Here is a 15,072-nt window from a genome sequence, read left to right as displayed (position 1 = left end):
CATGTCCGACACCACGCGCCGCCTCGCCGGCGGCGCCTATCTCACCACCGACGGCATCGGCTGGGCGGTGGTGGGCGAACCGGGTTACCGGCTCAGCTCGGTCACCCGCGAGACCATGGCCAGCATGTCAGGGATCGACGGTTACAGTGAGAAGCCGCAGGCGCCCTACATCAAGGCCCAGGTGCGCGACATGCCCGGTCTCTCCATCGCTGATCTTGGCGACATGACCAATGTCACGGTGGAGCTGCAGCTGAACAACGGCAAGATCGTCACCGGCATCGGCATGTGGCTGGCGGGTGCCCCTGAGGTGAACTCGACCGATGCCACATGCTCCGTCCAGTTTGAGGGCGGCACCGTGGTGATCAGTGAATGAGCGAGACCGCCGTGGAAAAGGTGAAGACCATCACCTTCGATGAGCCGATCTCGTTCAACGGCACCTCCTACACGGAGGTAACCCTGCGCGAACCCACCTCGACCGAGTATGACGAGGCTTCGACCAAGCCCGGTTTCGGGCTGGTGCGGCACCTCATGACGGTGATTGGCAAGCTACCGCCCGGCGTCGCCGCGAAGGTGCCGCTCAGCAAGGCTCGGGAAGCGGATGAATTTGTCGGGCGCTTTCTCCGGCCGGCCTCACCGCCCACTGCGCCGCAGCCCGAGCCGCCCCAGGAAGGGGACGCGGCTATCTTCGACGCCATGCAGCTGCGCGAGCCGACGCTGGCGGAGCTGGAGGCAGCCGGGGTTGGGCCGATCGGCTGCGCCCGGCTGGTGCACTTCACCACTGGCATCCCGCTGGAGGTGGCGCTGCGCATGCCGATGTCTCTCTCGAAGCGCTGTGACGCCTACTTCGCGGGTTTCGCAAAGCCCGCCCAGGAAACTGGGAACAGCTGATCGCCGATCTGACGGCGATCTTCCCCGGCTGGGGTCCGGAGGATGGGTGGAACCTGACCGTCACCCGGCTCTGGTGGTGGGTGAACCAGGCGAACAGGATCTTTAAAAAGCGGGCGGAGGGAGGTGGCCATGGCTGAAGCGATCGGCAACCTCGCCGTCATCATCACGGCAACCGACAAGGCCACCGCGACGATTGGCCGGGTCCGGGACAGCTTGAGTACGACGCTGGAGCCAAGCAGGCAGCTGAGCGCCGCCTTTGGCCGTCTGGGAGAGGTGTCGGGCCTGGCGCGCGTCGGTGGGTGGCTGGGCGCCGCGCGAACCCAGGCTGCGGGCCTCGTCGGCACGCTGAGTTCTGCGGCATTCCCGCTCGCCGCCGGCGGCGTCGTGGCCAGCGCCGCAGCGATGGCGACGAACTTCGTCAGCACCAGCAAGGGGCTGCTGGAAGGCTCGCGCAGCCTCGGCATGTCGGTGGAGGACCTGGGCGCCTTTCGCAATGCTGCCCGGCTCGCCGGGTTGGGTGCGGATGAGGCGCAGGGCGGCCTTGAGCGTTTCGACGCGGTGCTGACGGACGCCTTCTTTGGGCGGAACCCCGCCGCAGTGGCGGCCTCGCAGATGCGGGTGATCGGCTTCTCGATCCGGGACGCGGAAGGCAGGGCCCGCTCCGGCGCGGATGCGCTGGGCGACCTGGCCGAAGCCTATGCCAAGCTGAACCACGATCCGAATGCGCAGGGGGAACTCGCCCGGATTTGGGGCGTGGAGGCGCTGGACAAGTTCCTGCGCCGGGGACGTGAGGGCGTGGCGGATCTGCTGCGCCAGGGCCGCGAACGCGGCGTCATCACGCGAGAGCAGGCTGAGCAGGCGAAGCGGATTGGGCAGGTGTGGGACAGTCTCGGGGTCAGTGCTGACCGCCTGACCCTGTCTGTCGGAATTGGGATGGCGCCCTCTCTGGACCGCGCGTCCGCGTCTCTCGATCGGTTCTCACGCGCGCGGGCCAACGCCTTCGGGGAGCAGATCGGCCGCGAGATCGATGATCTGCTCGGCACCCTGGAGCGGCTCGTCACGACTGGCCGTGATCTCTACACGGCCTATGACCGCCTGACCGATACGCCTTTCTGGCGTTGGTTCTTCGATCGCGACCCCGCAACCCCTGCGACCAGCCAGCCCTGGAGCCTCTCTGGCCCAATTGGTCGTCTCTCCACAGAGGAGACGATTGGAGGGCGGGAGCCCCGCACCGGGCTGGCGAACCGGGCCACGCGAGAGCGCGAGCACGACTGGGAAGCCGCAGGCGCCCCCCGCGGCATCCGGAACAACAACCCGCTGAACCTCACCTTCGCGGGCCAGGCCGGGGCCGTGCGGGAGCCCGGCGAAGGCCGGTTCGCCCGCTTCGGCACCATGGAGGAGGGCGTGGCCGCCAACGTGCGGCAGATGATGCGGCATGCGGAGCGGCGTGGCGCCGACACCCTGCAGAAGCTTATCGGCATCTGGGCACCACCCGGCGACGGGAATGACACGCAGAGCTACGTGGCCTCGGTGGCGTTCCGATCCGGCATCGGCCCCAACGAGCGGATCGACTTCTCCAATGCCTCGCAAGTCGGGCGCATCGTCGCTGCCATGGCGCAGCGCGAGAATGGGCAGGACATTGATCCGAATGCCATCGCGAGCGGCGTGGCGATGGCGCTTGGCCGCCCGGTTTCCGCCCCTGTGCCGCGGGCCAGCGCGGCCCCCAGCGCTCCGTCTCCTGCTTCCGGCCCGGCGACACCGGGTCAATCCGCCTCTGCTGCCACGCCGACGGCCGCATCAGCACCCCCGGCGTCCGTTCCCGCGCCTTTGAGCCTCAATGGCGCGGTCGCAGTGACGGTGCGCCTGCCCAATGCGCCAACCGGCACGACGGCATCGGCCAGCGCCGACGGGATCGCAAGCGTCGAGCCTCCGCGCATTGAGCGCGGGATGGGAGTGGGCGAGCCATGAGCGCCTGGCGCGAGAGCCTCCGGACGGCTACCTGGCGAGACCTGGCGTTCAAGGTCTCGACCAGCGACGGCATCGTGGGGCGCCGGGTCCATGTCCATGAGTACCCTTTCCGGGACGACCCATGGGCGGAGGATCTTGGCCGGCGCACTCGCGCCTTCACCGTCCGGGGCTATCTCATCGGCGACGATGTCGCCGACCAGTTGAAGGCCTTCGAGGAAGCCGCGGAGCAATCCGGCTCGGGCGAGTTGGTCCATCCGTTCCGTGAGACGAAGACCGTCACGCTGCTGGGCTGCACCTCCAGCGACAGCTGGGAGGAGGGCCGAATGGTCCGTCTCACCCTGGAGTTCGTGGAAACCGGTGAGCGACGCTACCCGAGCAGCGAGACCAATAGCCGGTCAGGTGTCGCTTCTGCCGCCACCCGCCTGGATCAGGTCTGCGCCGCCTCTGGGGTCCAGGGAGTGGCCACGACGCTGAAGAGCGGGGTGGCGGGCACGCAAAGCATCGTCCGGACGGCGCAGTCCTACGTTTCGCAGGCGCGCAGCCTTGTCAGCAGCGCCACTGGCGCCATTCGCAGCGTCTCGGCGTTCGCTGGGTTGGCAATCCCGGGCGTCTCCAGCCTGGGGCGCTATCTCAATGCGGCGACGAGCTCCACCAGCGTGCTGGGGCGGGTGACAAGCCTGTCCAGCGGCGTCACGGGCGCCCTGAGCCGCTTCAACAGCGCGCGCAGCGCGGTAACGACCCTGGGGAGCAAGGTCATGTTCCTGGCGAACAGCCTGTGAGCACCCCGGCGGAGCTGGTAGGCGCAGTCCAGGGCCTTGTGGCAGCCGTGGGCGAGACGGCCTCTGACCCGGCCGACCGCGTGCGCCTGATGGGCGCGCTCGCCACGACCCAGGCGCCGAAGGGCGGGCACGAGGCGCTGGCGGCTGTGGTGCGCCGTGCCGCCCTGGGCGCCTTAGCCCGCGCCTCGGCCGAGTACCGCCTCGGCAGCTATGACGAGGCCATGGCCCTTCGCAGCACCGTCTGCGGCTTGCTGGCGGATGAGGAGATCGCGGCGGCCGACGCCGGAGAGGACGTGGTGGCGGGCGCGCTGCGCGACCTGCGGGGTGCCGTGTATCGGGACTTGACGTCCCGCGGTGCCAGCCTGTCGCCCATGCGATCCCTTAGCGTGCCCGCACCAGTTCCGGCCCTGATCCTGGCCCAGCGGCTCTACGGGGACGCGACCCGGGCGGACGAGCTGGTCGCGGAGTGCGGGGACGCTCCGAACCCGGTCTTTATCGGCGGCGAGTTCAAGGTGCTGGCGAGATAGGGTCAGCGAAGGCCGGCTAGGCTCGGGATCTGCCCCGCGCCTCGTGCCCGCTCCATCTCGGCCAGGGCGGCCGGGTTGTAGCGCCGGGCACAGTTGCCGCGTAGGTCGCCATTCATGATCTCGCGGGCTGCAGCGTCCTTGGTGGAAATGACGAAGTCACTCGCCGCCCGAGCAATTCGTGTCTTACCAGCGACTTCCTGCACGATGAACAGCAAGTAGTCCTGCGCCCAGGCATTACTGCGCCACTCACAGAAGGCGGCGAAAGTCGCATTGCTCACTACAGCCCGGGCGTTCTCGGTTTCTTCGGCGTTGAAACCGGGTAGCGAGGGCTGCGCCATGGCGGGCGGGCTGAAGATAAGCGTGAGGAACAAGGCGGCGATCAGGCGCATAGCGCCACCATAACGCGCAATGACCACCAAGGCAGCAACCAACGGAGACCTTCATGTCGGACAGCACGGTGCAGGTGCCGGAAGTGAAGGTCACGGCCTCCGAACCAGATGACCTTCCGCTCCCCCCGCCGCCAGCCCCGGGCGCCGATGTCGATCCGGACGACCTGTCACTGATCGTCAACGGGCAGGTGTGGCGCGGATGGGACACCATCACTGTCGTCCGCAGCTGCGAGCGTCTGCCCTCGGTCTTCACCGTCACCCTAACGGAGCGCTTCCCTGGCGAAGCGGACCTATCCTTCATGCCGGGGGACCGCTGCCTCGTCCGGCTTGGGCGGGACACGGTCATCACCGGCCGGATCGACAAGCACGCGCCGGCCATCGACGCGAACAGCCATACGGTCACGGTGATCGGCCGGAGCAATTGCCGAGAACTGGTGGACTGTGCCGCCATGTTCCCGGGCTGGCAGATCAGCGCCAAGACCGTGAAGGGCATCGTGGAGGCGCTCGCGAGCTATTACGGGGTCCAGGTCTCGGCGCCACAGGGCGACGGCCCCCTGGTGCCCCAGATGAACCTGATCCCGGGTGAGACGGTTTGGTCCGTGATCGAGCGCCTGTGCCGCTTCGGCAAGCTGCTGGCCTATGACGACCCGGACGGAAATCTCGTCCTCTCCGGCGTCGGGACGGAGAAGCACGCCAGCGGTGTCAGAGAGGGTGTGAACGTCCAGGCGGCAGCGACGACCCTGGCGGCGGACCAGCGCTACAGCGAGTATTGGGTCTACCTGCAGAGCACCACTGCGCTGTTCTCGCAGCTCTCCCTTGCCACGGGCGGGGATGGCATGCAGCCGCCCGCCGGTCTCGCCAAGGACGAGGCGGTCCAGAACAAGCGCATCTTCATCATCATGATGGAGCATGCGGGGCCCTATGACACGCGCGAGATCGCACAGCAGCGTGCCGAGTGGGAAGCTGCCCGGCGCCGCGGACGCGCGGAAGCCATCCGCGTGCGGGTTGATAGCTGGCGGGACAGCACGGGCGAACTCTGGCAGCCAAATAAGCGCTTGGACGTGCATGTCCCGTCCTGCAAGGTCTCCAATGCCGAGTGGATCATCGCGGAGGTGACCTACCGACGCGGGCTGCGTGGGACGACGGCGGATCTGCTGCTGATGCCACCCACAGCGTTCGATCCGGCCTATCAGCCTTACCTGCCGTATAACGCGCAGCTTGAGGAGGCAGCGCGCCAGCGTGTGGAAATGGACCAGCGCCGGTCGGAACTCGGCCAGTGAGCGGTGCACGCGGCTGGATGGAGCGCCTGGGCACGACATTCGGGATGGGGCTGATTGCTGCGACGCGGGTTGACCGTGGTCGAGGCCGGAAGACGATCACAGCGCAGGTTCAGCTCGCCGAGACCGGCGAGACCCGTGACGACCTGCCGCTGTTGGGCGTGTATGGCTTCTTCGCGCGCCCGCGTGCCGGTGCCGATGCGGCGGTGGTGTTCCTCGGCGGGAACCGCGGCGCCGGCGTGGTCATCGCGACAGGGGATGGCCGCTACGGGCCGGATCTGGCGGAGGGCGAGTTCGGCTGGGCCCATCCAGACGGCGCCAGCATCATTTTCAGGAACGGCGGGGTGATCGAGCTGACGGCGCCAGGCGGCTTCACGCAGACTGGCGGACCGCTGACCCACAACGGGGTGAATGTTGGTGCCACCCACAAGCACTCCGGCGTTCAGCAGGGCGGCTCGCAGACGGGGGAGCCGCTTCCGTGAGCACGATCGCCATCGCCTGGGACAACCTGACCGGCCAGGGCGGCTGGGCGCGCGACGCCGCCGGCAATCTGGCACTCGGATCCGACCTGGAGGCGGCTGTCTGGATCAGCCTCTTCAGCGACCGCCGCGCGCTGCCGGACGATGTGATCCCGGACGGCACCGACGATCGGCGCGGCTGGTGGGGGAACACCTACGCCGACAAGCCGATCGGCTCCCGGCTGTGGCTGCTGGACCGCGCCAAGCGGATCCCGGAGACGCTGCGCCGCGCCGAGGATTATGCCCGCGAGGCGCTGGCCTGGCTGGTGGAGGACGGGGTGGCCGCACGGGTGGAGGTGGCCGCCATCTGGGCCACGAACATCGGCCCGAACGCCATGGCCATCCTGCCCGTGATCATCCACCGCGACGGGCGGCGCCTGGATTTCCGCTTCGACTGGGCCTGGCAGGGAGCCTGACCATATGCAGATTACGCGCCGCCCTCAGCCGTTCAGCGCGGCTTGGATGAACTCATGCGCAGCGTCGCTTCAGCGCGAGATCGAGCGTGGTCCACGGCCGCCTGCCCGTCGGGAGGCAACATCGCCCTCTGCCGCTCCAGGATCAGCATCAGGCCGTCCAGCAGCCTCTCGGTCTCCTCGTCTTTCAGGACGCCCTTCTTCGTGAGCAGGGTGACAAGGGAGCCCACGACCAGGCCTGCGAACATGGCTTCGCCCTGGGCTGTTATGAGCGCCTTCCGTAGCTCATCCTCTTCCATGATCTTCTCCGATGGTTGGGTGGCACCGTCCATCGTGGAGGCAGTCGGGGCGGCGCGCCAGCGCCGCCCTGGCCGAGCCATCGAGGTCTGACCCCGCATGCCTTTCGCGCGACCGACCCGCACGGAGCTGATCCGGGCGGCGCTGGCCGATCTTGCCCAATCCCTGGGCCTCACCGCCGTGCTGCGCTTCCGGCCCGAGTTCGCCATGGGCACCGCGCTGGCAGGGCTGGTGAACGGCCTCTACGGCTATCTGGACTGGATCGCGAAACAGGCGGTGCCTGCCACCTCCACGGGCGAGTTCCGTGCCGCCTGGGCGGCGCTCAAGGGCGTGTTTCCGAAGGAAGAGACCTACGCCACCGGCACGGGCACCTGGCCGGGGACGGCGGGCTTCGTCCTCCCCACCGGCACGGCCCTGTCGCTGGCCGATGGCAGCGCGGCCTATGTGACAACCGCCGACGCCACCGTGGACATCAACGGCACGGTCTCGGCGCCCATCACGGCCACGACGGCCGGGGCGCTGGCGAATGTGGCGGGGGGCGCGGCCCTCGTGATCTCCGGCTCCGTGCCGGGCGTCACCTCGACCGGCGTGGCTGACGGCCCGATCACCGGCGGTGCGCCTGCCGAGGACGTGGACAGCGACGGGTTCCTGACCCGCATGCTGTTGGCCTACGCCGAGCCGGCCCAGGGCGGCGCCGCTGGCGACTACCTCGACTGGGCCCTGGCCGTGCCGGGCGTCACGCGTGCCTGGGTCACGCCGAACGGCATGGGCGCAGGCACGGTGGTGGTGCGCTTCATGATGGATGAGGCGCAGGCCGCGAATGGCGGCTTCCCGCAGGGCAGCGATGGCGTGGCAGCGGCGGAGACGCGCGCCGCGCCCGCCACGGGAGACCAGCTGGCGGTTGCGAACGCCATCTTCCCCGTGCGGCCCGTGACTGCCCTGGTCTATGCCGTCGCGCCCTCGGACGAGCCGATCGACTTCGTCATTACAGACCTCGCGGAGAACACCGCGGCGAACCGCGCGGCGGTTGAGGCGGCGCTGGCCAAGATGCTGAAGGATCTGGGCGAGCCGGGCGGGACCATCTACCCGAACCAGAGCAACGCAGCGATCGATGCTGTGCCTGGGGTCACCCGGTTCACTCTCGTATCCCCAACCGCGCCGGTCACGGTGGCAGCCGGTGCGCTGCCTACTCTTGGCAACGTGGCCTTTACCTGATGGCCGCCATCGCGCGCACGGTCGCGGAATACTCGGTCGCGCTCCTGGCCCTTCTCCCTCGCGGGAGGATCTGGCCTCGCGATCCCGACGCGACGTTGGCCGCCGTTGCACGTGGCCTGGCGCCCTCGGCGCAGCGCCTGGACGGCCGGGCGGTGGCGCTACTGACCGACGCCTTTCCGGGCACCGCCTATGAGCTGCTGCCCGAGTGGGAGGCGTCGCTCGGCCTTCCTGATCCTTGCGCCGGCCCGTCACCTTCGCTGCAGCAGCGCCGCGCGCAGGTGGTGGCGCGGCTGACCGCGACGGGCGGGCAGAGCGTACCCTACTTCATCGAAGTGGCGGCAAATCTCGGATACGGCATCTCGGTCAAGGAGTACGCACCGGCGCGCGTCGGCCTGCTCCGGGCTGGAGATCGCCTCTACGGCGCGGCCTGGGCCCATGCCTGGGCGATCCAGGCACCCGAAACCACGGTGACGCCCTTCCGGGCGGGGCAAAGTGCCGCCGGAGAGCGGCTGCGTACCTTCGGCAACGATGTCCTGGAATGCCAGCTGCGTTCGTTGGCGCCAGCGCACACGGTTCTTCTTTTCCAATACGTTTGAGGAGCAGCCATGCGGCTTTTGGCTAATGGGACGCAGGTCACGAACCTGCCGACCCCGTCTGCTGCTGTCGGAACACCTGGGTACTTCACTGGAGGTGACCCAGGTGCCGGGCAGCAGGCGAGCATTGTCGACCAGGACTTTCTCAACATCCTGCTGGACGAGTTTCGTAACCTTATTGAGGGAGCCGGGCTCACTCTCGATGCCACCGGGCTCAACAGGGCGCAGATCCGCGCTGCGCTCGACATCACCATCATCCGCGCCGCCAACGCTGCCACCGATGTCGCGTACAACCCGGGTGCCGGCCAGGATAGCACCTCTAACGGCGGCACAGTCCTCGGCTCGGCGACGCTCCCCGCCGGCCACCGCCGCGCCAGCATATCCGCCAATGTCTACATCGGGGGCGCGACGACCGCCGACACGACTGTGCATCTCGGGATTTTCTACCGCCTCCAGGGCTCAAGTTCCTGGATCTTTCTGGAGGGGCAGAGCGACACCAAGCCTGCGGGCAAGCTGATGAGTATGAGCCGTTGGGCGCTGACCTCACTCGATCCGACCCAGGCCTACGACTTCGCCGCCTTCTTAATGAAGGATACGCAGACGGGCGTCGCCGCCGGCCCTTCCGGCACAATCAGCATTCAGGGGTTCCACTGATGGCGCGCTTCGGCCTTCCCGCGGACGGCATCGTGTCCCGCGTGCTAGAGATCGCAGACGGGCTGGACCTTGCCCTGGTGGCCGGTGGTAGCGCCGACGGCTGGGTCGAGATTGAGCCGAAAGTGCAGGCTGGGTGGCTCTACGACGGCAGCACCTTCAGCGCGCCGCCCGCCCCTGAGGCACCGCCCTCCGAGGCGATCGTCCGTACTCTCAAATCCGACATCTGGCGCCGCTGTACAGATGAGGAGGCCGAGGCCCTTGAGGCGGCACTGAACGCCGCTCCGGTGCGGCTGCGTCGGCTGTTCGATGACAGCACGATCCTCGAAAGCAACTGGCCTGAGTACGAGGCGCTGCGATCTGGCATTGTCCAGGCCGTAGGTGAAGAGCGCGCCGCCGAACTGCTGGCCGCGAGCCAAGTCTAACCACCCCTCTCACAACCTGTCCCTTCGAACCGCGCGCCTCCTGGCTGCGCGGCAATACCTGCTTGCGAGGTGCTGATGGACCAGACGTCCTATCCCGTGGACGTGGTGCTGACCGTCGAGGCTGGCCCCACGACCGGGGTCCGTCTCTCGGTGCCGCGGTTCCTTGTTGGCGAAGCGGTGGTGCTGCGCATCTCGGCGGCCGGTCAGGGCTCGGGGCAGGTCGTCAACCCGTCTGGGTGGTCGGTCGAGGTGCTCCGCCCAGACCTCCCTGACTGGTTGGAGATCGTCCTCCCCGTCGTTCACAAGGTGGCCGACGGGGAGTTTCGCTTTGTCCTCACCCTGGACGTGGCGGGGCCCTGGATCGTGCGCATCAGGTGCTCCGAGCCGAGTGCTTCCGTCGGCCTGGTGCGTATGCTGGCGGTGGATGCCGGCGCACCTCTCGGTCCCGCACTGCTCGCCAGTCCCGATACGCTGCTGACCACGCCGAGCGTTCAGCCCTTTCGGGCGTCGCTGGTCACCAGCCTAGCGCCAATGGCTCCCCTGGCCGGCGACGAGACTATGGTCGGCGTGCAGTTGGATGGAGAAGGCATTCCGCAGGCTCGCACGCTCACTGTCCAGACCGTGCGCAACGATGTGCTGGCCGTCGTCCAGCCCATCGCCACCGAGGTCACCGAGACCGGCAAAGCCGTGCAGGAGGCGCGGGTGGAGGTGGAGGGGAACAGGGAGGCGGTGGCGGGGGACCTGACCCTGTCGAACACGGCCCGCAACGCTTCCCTGGCGGCGCGGGATGCCGCGTCGGACTTCGCTGCCCAGGCCGCAGCGGCCGTCCTGCCCGTAAATCCGCAGCCGGACGACACCTCCAAGGGCTTTACGCTCACGGATCAGGATGGCTTTACGAGTGCCGAGGGATCGCTCGACGGCCTGACCCTGAAGTTGATGATGGCGACGCTGCAGGGGCTGGCTGATGGCACCCTGAACATCAGCCGACGCGACGGGGCGCAGCTTCTCCAGATCCTGGCCGATGGTGTGGGCCTGGGCGGGGCCGTCATCGGGGCGTCGACCGACGGCGCGCTGACGGCGCGGGATCAGGACGGCTTCATCGGCATGCAGCTCGAGGCGGCCGGGGCCGCCTTCGCCGCGGCTGGCTTCCGATGGGCTAACCTCGGCGGCAACGTTGCGGTGTTCTACGGCCCGGATGGGGCCGAGGTCATGCGGACCACTGGATCTGGCAGCTTGGCACTGGCTGCCCCTACGCTGGCGGGCGCCTCGTTTTCTTCCGACGCCCGCACCGACTACTCGGTTATCTTCCCGGACAGCGAGGGCTTCTTCAGCTTTGCGCTGGACAAGGATGGCAAGCCGCTAGGTAACGCAAGCGGCGGTGCCGCTACCTCGGACTTCTCCGTCGCGGAGGTGATGGGCTTCGACGCGGACGTGCTTGCGGCCGGGCAGCGGCTGGCCAGCACGCGCAAGATGCTGACCCAGCCTGTCATCGAGGGCACGCGGAACGCCATCAATGCCTATGGCCAGAGCCTCTCGGTCTCGGCCGGCAACACCAACCCGCTGAGCACGACGGCCTTCTCCACCACCTGGATGGTCGGCACGACCCCGCGCTTCGCCAGCAGCGGCGGCTCCCTTAGCCCGGTCGGGGACGGAGCCTTCCACCCGCTGGTGACGGTCGGGGGCGAGCTCTTCGTGGTCTCGGCCGTGAACGGCTTCCGGCGCTACGACGCCGCGCTGCATGGCCTACCACTCACCAGCAACCGGCGCCTGGTTGGCACGAACACGGCTGGCGTGCCTGGGCGCACCCTGGAGGCGCTGTCCTATGGCGCGGCCGCCGAGAGTGGGAACACCCAGAATTACTGGACCGGCCTCCAGCAGGTGTTCCAGGCCCAGAAGGCCGCCGCCCAGGCCGAAGGTGTGGCGCTGGTCTGCCCCGTCATGCTGTTCGACCAGGGGCAGGCAAATGCCGGCGGCAGCAGCTCGGACGGCCTGGCCCACACAGCGGAAGCCTGGTGCGCGAAGTTCCTGCAGCTTGTGGCGGATTTCGACACCTACATCACCGGCCCGATCCTAGGGCAGGACTACTCGCCCCTCTGGCTCATCAACCAGACCGGCGGCCGGTTCCAGTCGGACGCCTTCCAGCTTGGGGTGTCGCAGGGCCAGCTCCTGGCGGCGCAGCGCGACGCGCGGGTCGTGCTGGTGCAGGGCGCGGGCAACTTGCAGTCCAGCGGGACTGACGCGCACCCGACAGCGAACGCCTATCGCCAGCTTGGCGAGAAATTTGCGCAGGCCATGACCGGGGCGCTGCACCACGGGCGCGGCTGGGACTTCATGCGGCCGGTCTCGGTTGTCTACCGCGGCACCACGGTCCTGATTGGCGTGTTGCCCCGCAAAGGTCCGATCCATTGGGCAACCCCGTTCAGCGGCTATACCCAGGTTGATCCCACGGCCTACGCGAGCCGCGGCTTCGCGGCCAGGGACAGCCTGGGCGCAATCGACGTCATTGGCGTGACCCTGGCCGGCCAGGGCACGATCAAGCTGACCCTGGCCCGGGCGCCGGTTGATGCACCCTTTGTCTCGGCCGGCAGCGTGGCAGCGGGCGGCGGCATGACCTTCGTGGAGGACAGCGACGATCAGCGCCCCTTCAACAACTACGTCTTCGCCAGCGGCATGAACGACGCCGAGAACATCGCGGCCCTTGTCGGCAAGCCGCTCTCCATGGCGAACCAGCTAGCAACTTTCTACCAGCAAGCCACCGCGATCTGAGGAGACCGGCCGCATGGCCACGAATATCACCATTGTCGGCGCGGACTTCTCGGCCAACCCGGTCGGCTTCTCGCCTCCTGTGGCGCGCGGCCTGATCGGGTTCGGGCTTCCTGGTGTCGGCGCCTTGACTGGCGCCGCGGCACAGGTCAAGGCCGCGAAGAACCTGGCGCCGGGCGCGTCTCCGAGCGCTGGGAGCTTGGTCGGCTCGCCCACACTGGAAGCGCTGGATGCGATCTTTGTCGGGCAGAGCAAGTATCTCGACACGCTCCTGGCCGAGACGAAGAATGCCACGTTGATGGTGGTGGCAAGTACGGCGGCCACCTTGAGCGGGACGGACATTCCGGCGTTGATTGGGAACTTTCAGACAGCCTCCGTCTCGCACGCGTTCATGAACATCACGGCAGGCGCCGGAGCCCCGGCTGGAGTGCTGCGTATGGGCGCCGCGCTAACCGCGAATGGCACCACCAGCAGTGTGAATGCTCAGCGGCCGGTGCCAGATGTAACGGTGCCGCGCTTCTACGCTGGCAGGGTCGAGGACGGCGTCGGGATTACCGCCTATGATAAAACGGGCGGCACCAACACAGCGGTCGCTAACGTGAACCCGAGGCCAACGCCGTCGGCAAACACGATCCGGGTCGGCAGTCTCTTCAGCAACTCCTACGTAGGGACGCACAAGAATTACTTCTGGGCCGCGCACAACGTGGCGCTGACCGATGCCGAGATCGAGAAGACCTACCAGTGGGCGAAGGGGTACTTCTCACGGCGCGGTCTGACGATTTGACCCGCCCCGCCGCGCTGATCGGAGGGTGACGATGCCGGGAAGGGGGAGGAAGAAGATTGCGACGCCGGATACTGGCCGCACAACGACTGGACCCTACGTCGTTCGTGCTGGCCTTCGCCTTCTGGGCGGGCATCATGGGTGCGTCCATGGTCGCCTCGGAAGACGTCATGGCGCGGACCATCATCTACCAGTGGCTCCGCGATATTCCGCTCTCCGAGGACTGGTGGGGGGCGCTCATGGTGGCGGATGCTCTGGCGCTCCTCTGGGCGGCTGACCAGCCCCACCCGCTGCGGCGCGCCGCCACATGTCTCGTGTCCGGCTTGTTCTGGTTCTTCTGGGGCGGTGGGCAGATCATCGGTGGGCTGATCAGCGGCATCGTCTCAAGCAACGGCGTCTGGAACATGATCGCCGGCATTGGGCTGTGCGTGGCCGGCGTCCAATGGATAAACCGATCGGGGGCGCCGGCATGACATCCATCCCGGTCTGGCTGGCGATCCTCTTCCCCTCTGCCACCCTGATCCTGGGCGCCTTCATGGCAGCCTGGACGGTCTACGCCTGGGTACGGAGGCAGGGCGCCGACCGGGACGCTCAGTACGACGCCAAGCTGGTCGCGGTGAGCACCCGCATGGACAGCCTGGCCAAGGACATCGCGCAGACGCGCGAGACCTCTGATCTCAAGCTGACCTCCGCGATCGAGAAGGAAAGCAAGAGCCGCCACGACAGCGCCAATGCCATGGCGAATGCGCTGGCGGCCCTGCAGCAGCGGTTCGATGCGGGAATGCGTGAGACAGCCAGCCGCGAGGAAGTGCGGTCGGTGGAGACGCGCCTGACCACCGCGCTCGGCAAGGTCGAGATGAAGGTGGACCAGCTCTCCGCGCTGGTGCCCGAGATGAACGCCACCCTCAACGGCGTGGCGAAGCAGGTCGAGCGGATGGTGAGCCGCCTCGAAACTCGCCTCAGCGGCGACTGACCCGCCGGAGCGGCCCGCGGCACTAAGGCGTGGGCATCGGAACGGGCGTCTGGTCTCGAAAGGCCCGGATGAGATCGAGTTCTTTAACGCGCTCCGGGCTAAGCAGGATCGCGTTCTCCGTCGAGAGTGTGCGGTACGCCACCATAACCAAAGACCTACCGTCCCCATTCGGGTCGAGCAGGTAATTCAAGCCTTCGATCAGGACCTGGCCGGCTGGCGGAACGGCACTTGCCATGGGGGCGAATGTGCAGCCCCGACCGACCTCTGACGATCACTTAGGTTTACTGCCGCTGGGCTTGCCCCCGGCACCCCTAACAACCCGGAGAACGAAGATAGCACCCCTGGTGGCCATCGGTGCCTCGCTGCTGCCCAGCCTCATCGGCTAGGGCTTCGGGATGGGAATAGGCCGCCCAGTCAGAAGGGCATCCAGGACCCCGAGTTCTCTGAAGCGTCGCGGCGAGAGCCTGACCTGCCGCATGCCGTCATGTGCTTCGAACTCGACTATGAAGGGAGGCTTATTGAGGATGCTTGCGTCGCTGGCGATCCGGACATCAGCAATCAACGCGAAACCAGGCGGAACCGAGAAAAACACCAAGTCTTTCCTCGGCTGTGGAA

Annotated in this window: 19 protein-coding genes; 16 read left to right on the top strand and 3 right to left on the bottom strand. The window is 67.7% G+C overall.

Translation table 11 applies throughout. The annotated features are described in order from the left end of the window. The first annotated feature begins 1 nt into the window (after position 1). The 5 genes from ACO1BU_RS22245 to ACO1BU_RS22225 all read left to right on the top strand — a co-directional run bounded on the left by ACO1BU_RS22245 (position 2) and on the right by ACO1BU_RS22225 (position 4,162). Complete coding sequence (locus ACO1BU_RS22245; protein ID WP_424138166.1) at positions 2-373, top strand: phage tail tube protein; 372 nt, start codon at positions 2-4, stop codon at positions 371-373. Next, the gene (locus tag ACO1BU_RS22240; RefSeq protein ID WP_424138165.1) at positions 370-888 is read left to right on the top strand and encodes a phage tail assembly protein; all 519 of its coding nucleotides are present in this window, start codon (positions 370-372) and stop codon (positions 886-888) included. Before ACO1BU_RS22245 ends, ACO1BU_RS22240 begins: the two co-directional genes overlap by 4 nt. Before the next feature lie 129 nt (positions 889-1,017). Next, positions 1,018-2,856: a hypothetical protein gene (locus ACO1BU_RS22235; RefSeq protein ID WP_424138164.1), complete on the top strand. Its 1,839-nt coding sequence runs from the start codon at positions 1,018-1,020 to the stop codon at positions 2,854-2,856. Then, a complete protein-coding gene (locus tag ACO1BU_RS22230) occupies positions 2,853-3,635 on the top strand; it encodes a DNA circularization N-terminal domain-containing protein (protein ID WP_424138163.1) in 783 nt (260 codons plus the stop codon). The genes ACO1BU_RS22235 and ACO1BU_RS22230 overlap by 4 nt, the downstream gene beginning before the upstream one ends. Further along, positions 3,632-4,162 (top strand): hypothetical protein, encoded by a 531-nt coding sequence (locus tag ACO1BU_RS22225; protein WP_424138162.1) that lies wholly within the window; start codon positions 3,632-3,634, stop codon positions 4,160-4,162. The genes ACO1BU_RS22230 and ACO1BU_RS22225 overlap by 4 nt, the downstream gene beginning before the upstream one ends. A gap of 2 nt (positions 4,163-4,164) precedes the next feature. On the opposite strand, the gene ACO1BU_RS22220 is transcribed toward ACO1BU_RS22225, so the two are convergent. After that, positions 4,165-4,551 carry a hypothetical protein gene (locus ACO1BU_RS22220; protein WP_424138161.1) on the bottom strand — a complete coding sequence of 129 codons (387 nt, stop codon included), beginning with the start codon at positions 4,549-4,551 and terminating at the stop codon, positions 4,165-4,167. A gap of 53 nt (positions 4,552-4,604) precedes the next feature. On the opposite strand from ACO1BU_RS22220, the gene ACO1BU_RS22215 reads away from it, so the two are divergent. From ACO1BU_RS22215 to ACO1BU_RS22205, 3 genes are read left to right on the top strand one after another with little or no spacing between them, the layout of a single operon-like run. After that, positions 4,605-5,831 (top strand): phage baseplate assembly protein, encoded by a 1,227-nt coding sequence (locus ACO1BU_RS22215; protein ID WP_424138160.1) that lies wholly within the window; start codon positions 4,605-4,607, stop codon positions 5,829-5,831. Next, on the top strand, positions 5,828-6,310 hold the full coding sequence (locus tag ACO1BU_RS22210; RefSeq protein WP_424138159.1) for a phage baseplate assembly protein domain-containing protein: 483 nt from the start codon (positions 5,828-5,830) through the stop codon (positions 6,308-6,310). Before ACO1BU_RS22215 ends, ACO1BU_RS22210 begins: the two co-directional genes overlap by 4 nt. Further along, on the top strand, positions 6,307-6,762 hold the full coding sequence (locus tag ACO1BU_RS22205; protein ID WP_424138158.1) for a phage GP46 family protein: 456 nt from the start codon (positions 6,307-6,309) through the stop codon (positions 6,760-6,762). The genes ACO1BU_RS22210 and ACO1BU_RS22205 overlap by 4 nt, the downstream gene beginning before the upstream one ends. A gap of 32 nt (positions 6,763-6,794) precedes the next feature. Here the strand turns inward: ACO1BU_RS22205 and ACO1BU_RS22200 are convergent, their stop codons facing one another. Continuing rightward, complete coding sequence (locus ACO1BU_RS22200) at positions 6,795-7,058, bottom strand: hypothetical protein (protein WP_424138157.1); 264 nt, start codon at positions 7,056-7,058, stop codon at positions 6,795-6,797. Positions 7,059-7,155: 97 nt separating this feature from the next. Between ACO1BU_RS22200 and ACO1BU_RS22195 the strand changes: the two genes are divergently transcribed. The 8 genes from ACO1BU_RS22195 (at position 7,156) to ACO1BU_RS22160 (ending at position 14,457) form a co-directional block, all read left to right on the top strand. Continuing rightward, positions 7,156-8,271, top strand: a complete 1,116-nt coding sequence (locus ACO1BU_RS22195; protein ID WP_424138156.1) for a baseplate J/gp47 family protein — start codon at positions 7,156-7,158, stop codon at positions 8,269-8,271. After that, positions 8,271-8,867 carry a YmfQ family protein gene (locus tag ACO1BU_RS22190; RefSeq protein WP_424138155.1) on the top strand — a complete coding sequence of 199 codons (597 nt, stop codon included), beginning with the start codon at positions 8,271-8,273 and terminating at the stop codon, positions 8,865-8,867. The genes ACO1BU_RS22195 and ACO1BU_RS22190 overlap by 1 nt, the downstream gene beginning before the upstream one ends. 9 nt (positions 8,868-8,876) lie before the next feature. Continuing rightward, complete coding sequence (locus ACO1BU_RS22185) at positions 8,877-9,518, top strand: hypothetical protein (protein ID WP_424138154.1); 642 nt, start codon at positions 8,877-8,879, stop codon at positions 9,516-9,518. Next, positions 9,518-9,940, top strand: a complete 423-nt coding sequence (locus ACO1BU_RS22180) for a hypothetical protein (RefSeq protein WP_424138153.1) — start codon at positions 9,518-9,520, stop codon at positions 9,938-9,940. Before ACO1BU_RS22185 ends, ACO1BU_RS22180 begins: the two co-directional genes overlap by 1 nt. Positions 9,941-10,015: 75 nt before the next feature. Further along, positions 10,016-12,706: a hypothetical protein gene (locus tag ACO1BU_RS22175; RefSeq protein ID WP_424138152.1), complete on the top strand. Its 2,691-nt coding sequence runs from the start codon at positions 10,016-10,018 to the stop codon at positions 12,704-12,706. A 13-nt stretch (positions 12,707-12,719) separates the two neighbouring features. Then, on the top strand, positions 12,720-13,487 hold the full coding sequence (locus ACO1BU_RS22170) for a hypothetical protein (RefSeq protein ID WP_424138151.1): 768 nt from the start codon (positions 12,720-12,722) through the stop codon (positions 13,485-13,487). Positions 13,488-13,543: 56 nt separating this feature from the next. Further along, positions 13,544-13,957, top strand: coding sequence for a hypothetical protein (locus ACO1BU_RS22165; RefSeq protein WP_424138150.1), 414 nt, complete (start codon positions 13,544-13,546; stop codon positions 13,955-13,957). Beyond that, positions 13,954-14,457, top strand: a complete 504-nt coding sequence (locus tag ACO1BU_RS22160; RefSeq protein WP_424138149.1) for a hypothetical protein — start codon at positions 13,954-13,956, stop codon at positions 14,455-14,457. Before ACO1BU_RS22165 ends, ACO1BU_RS22160 begins: the two co-directional genes overlap by 4 nt. 382 nt (positions 14,458-14,839) lie before the next feature. On the opposite strand, the gene ACO1BU_RS22155 is transcribed toward ACO1BU_RS22160, so the two are convergent. After that, a partial coding sequence (locus ACO1BU_RS22155) for a hypothetical protein (protein ID WP_424138148.1) occupies positions 14,840-15,072 on the bottom strand: 233 nt, incomplete at its 5' end.

Source organism: Roseomonas chloroacetimidivorans (assembly GCF_049629625.1).
In the GTDB taxonomy this organism is placed as follows: Bacteria; Pseudomonadota; Alphaproteobacteria; order Acetobacterales; family Acetobacteraceae; genus Roseomonas; species Roseomonas chloroacetimidivorans.
This window is presented reverse-complemented; position numbering and strand designations above follow the sequence as displayed.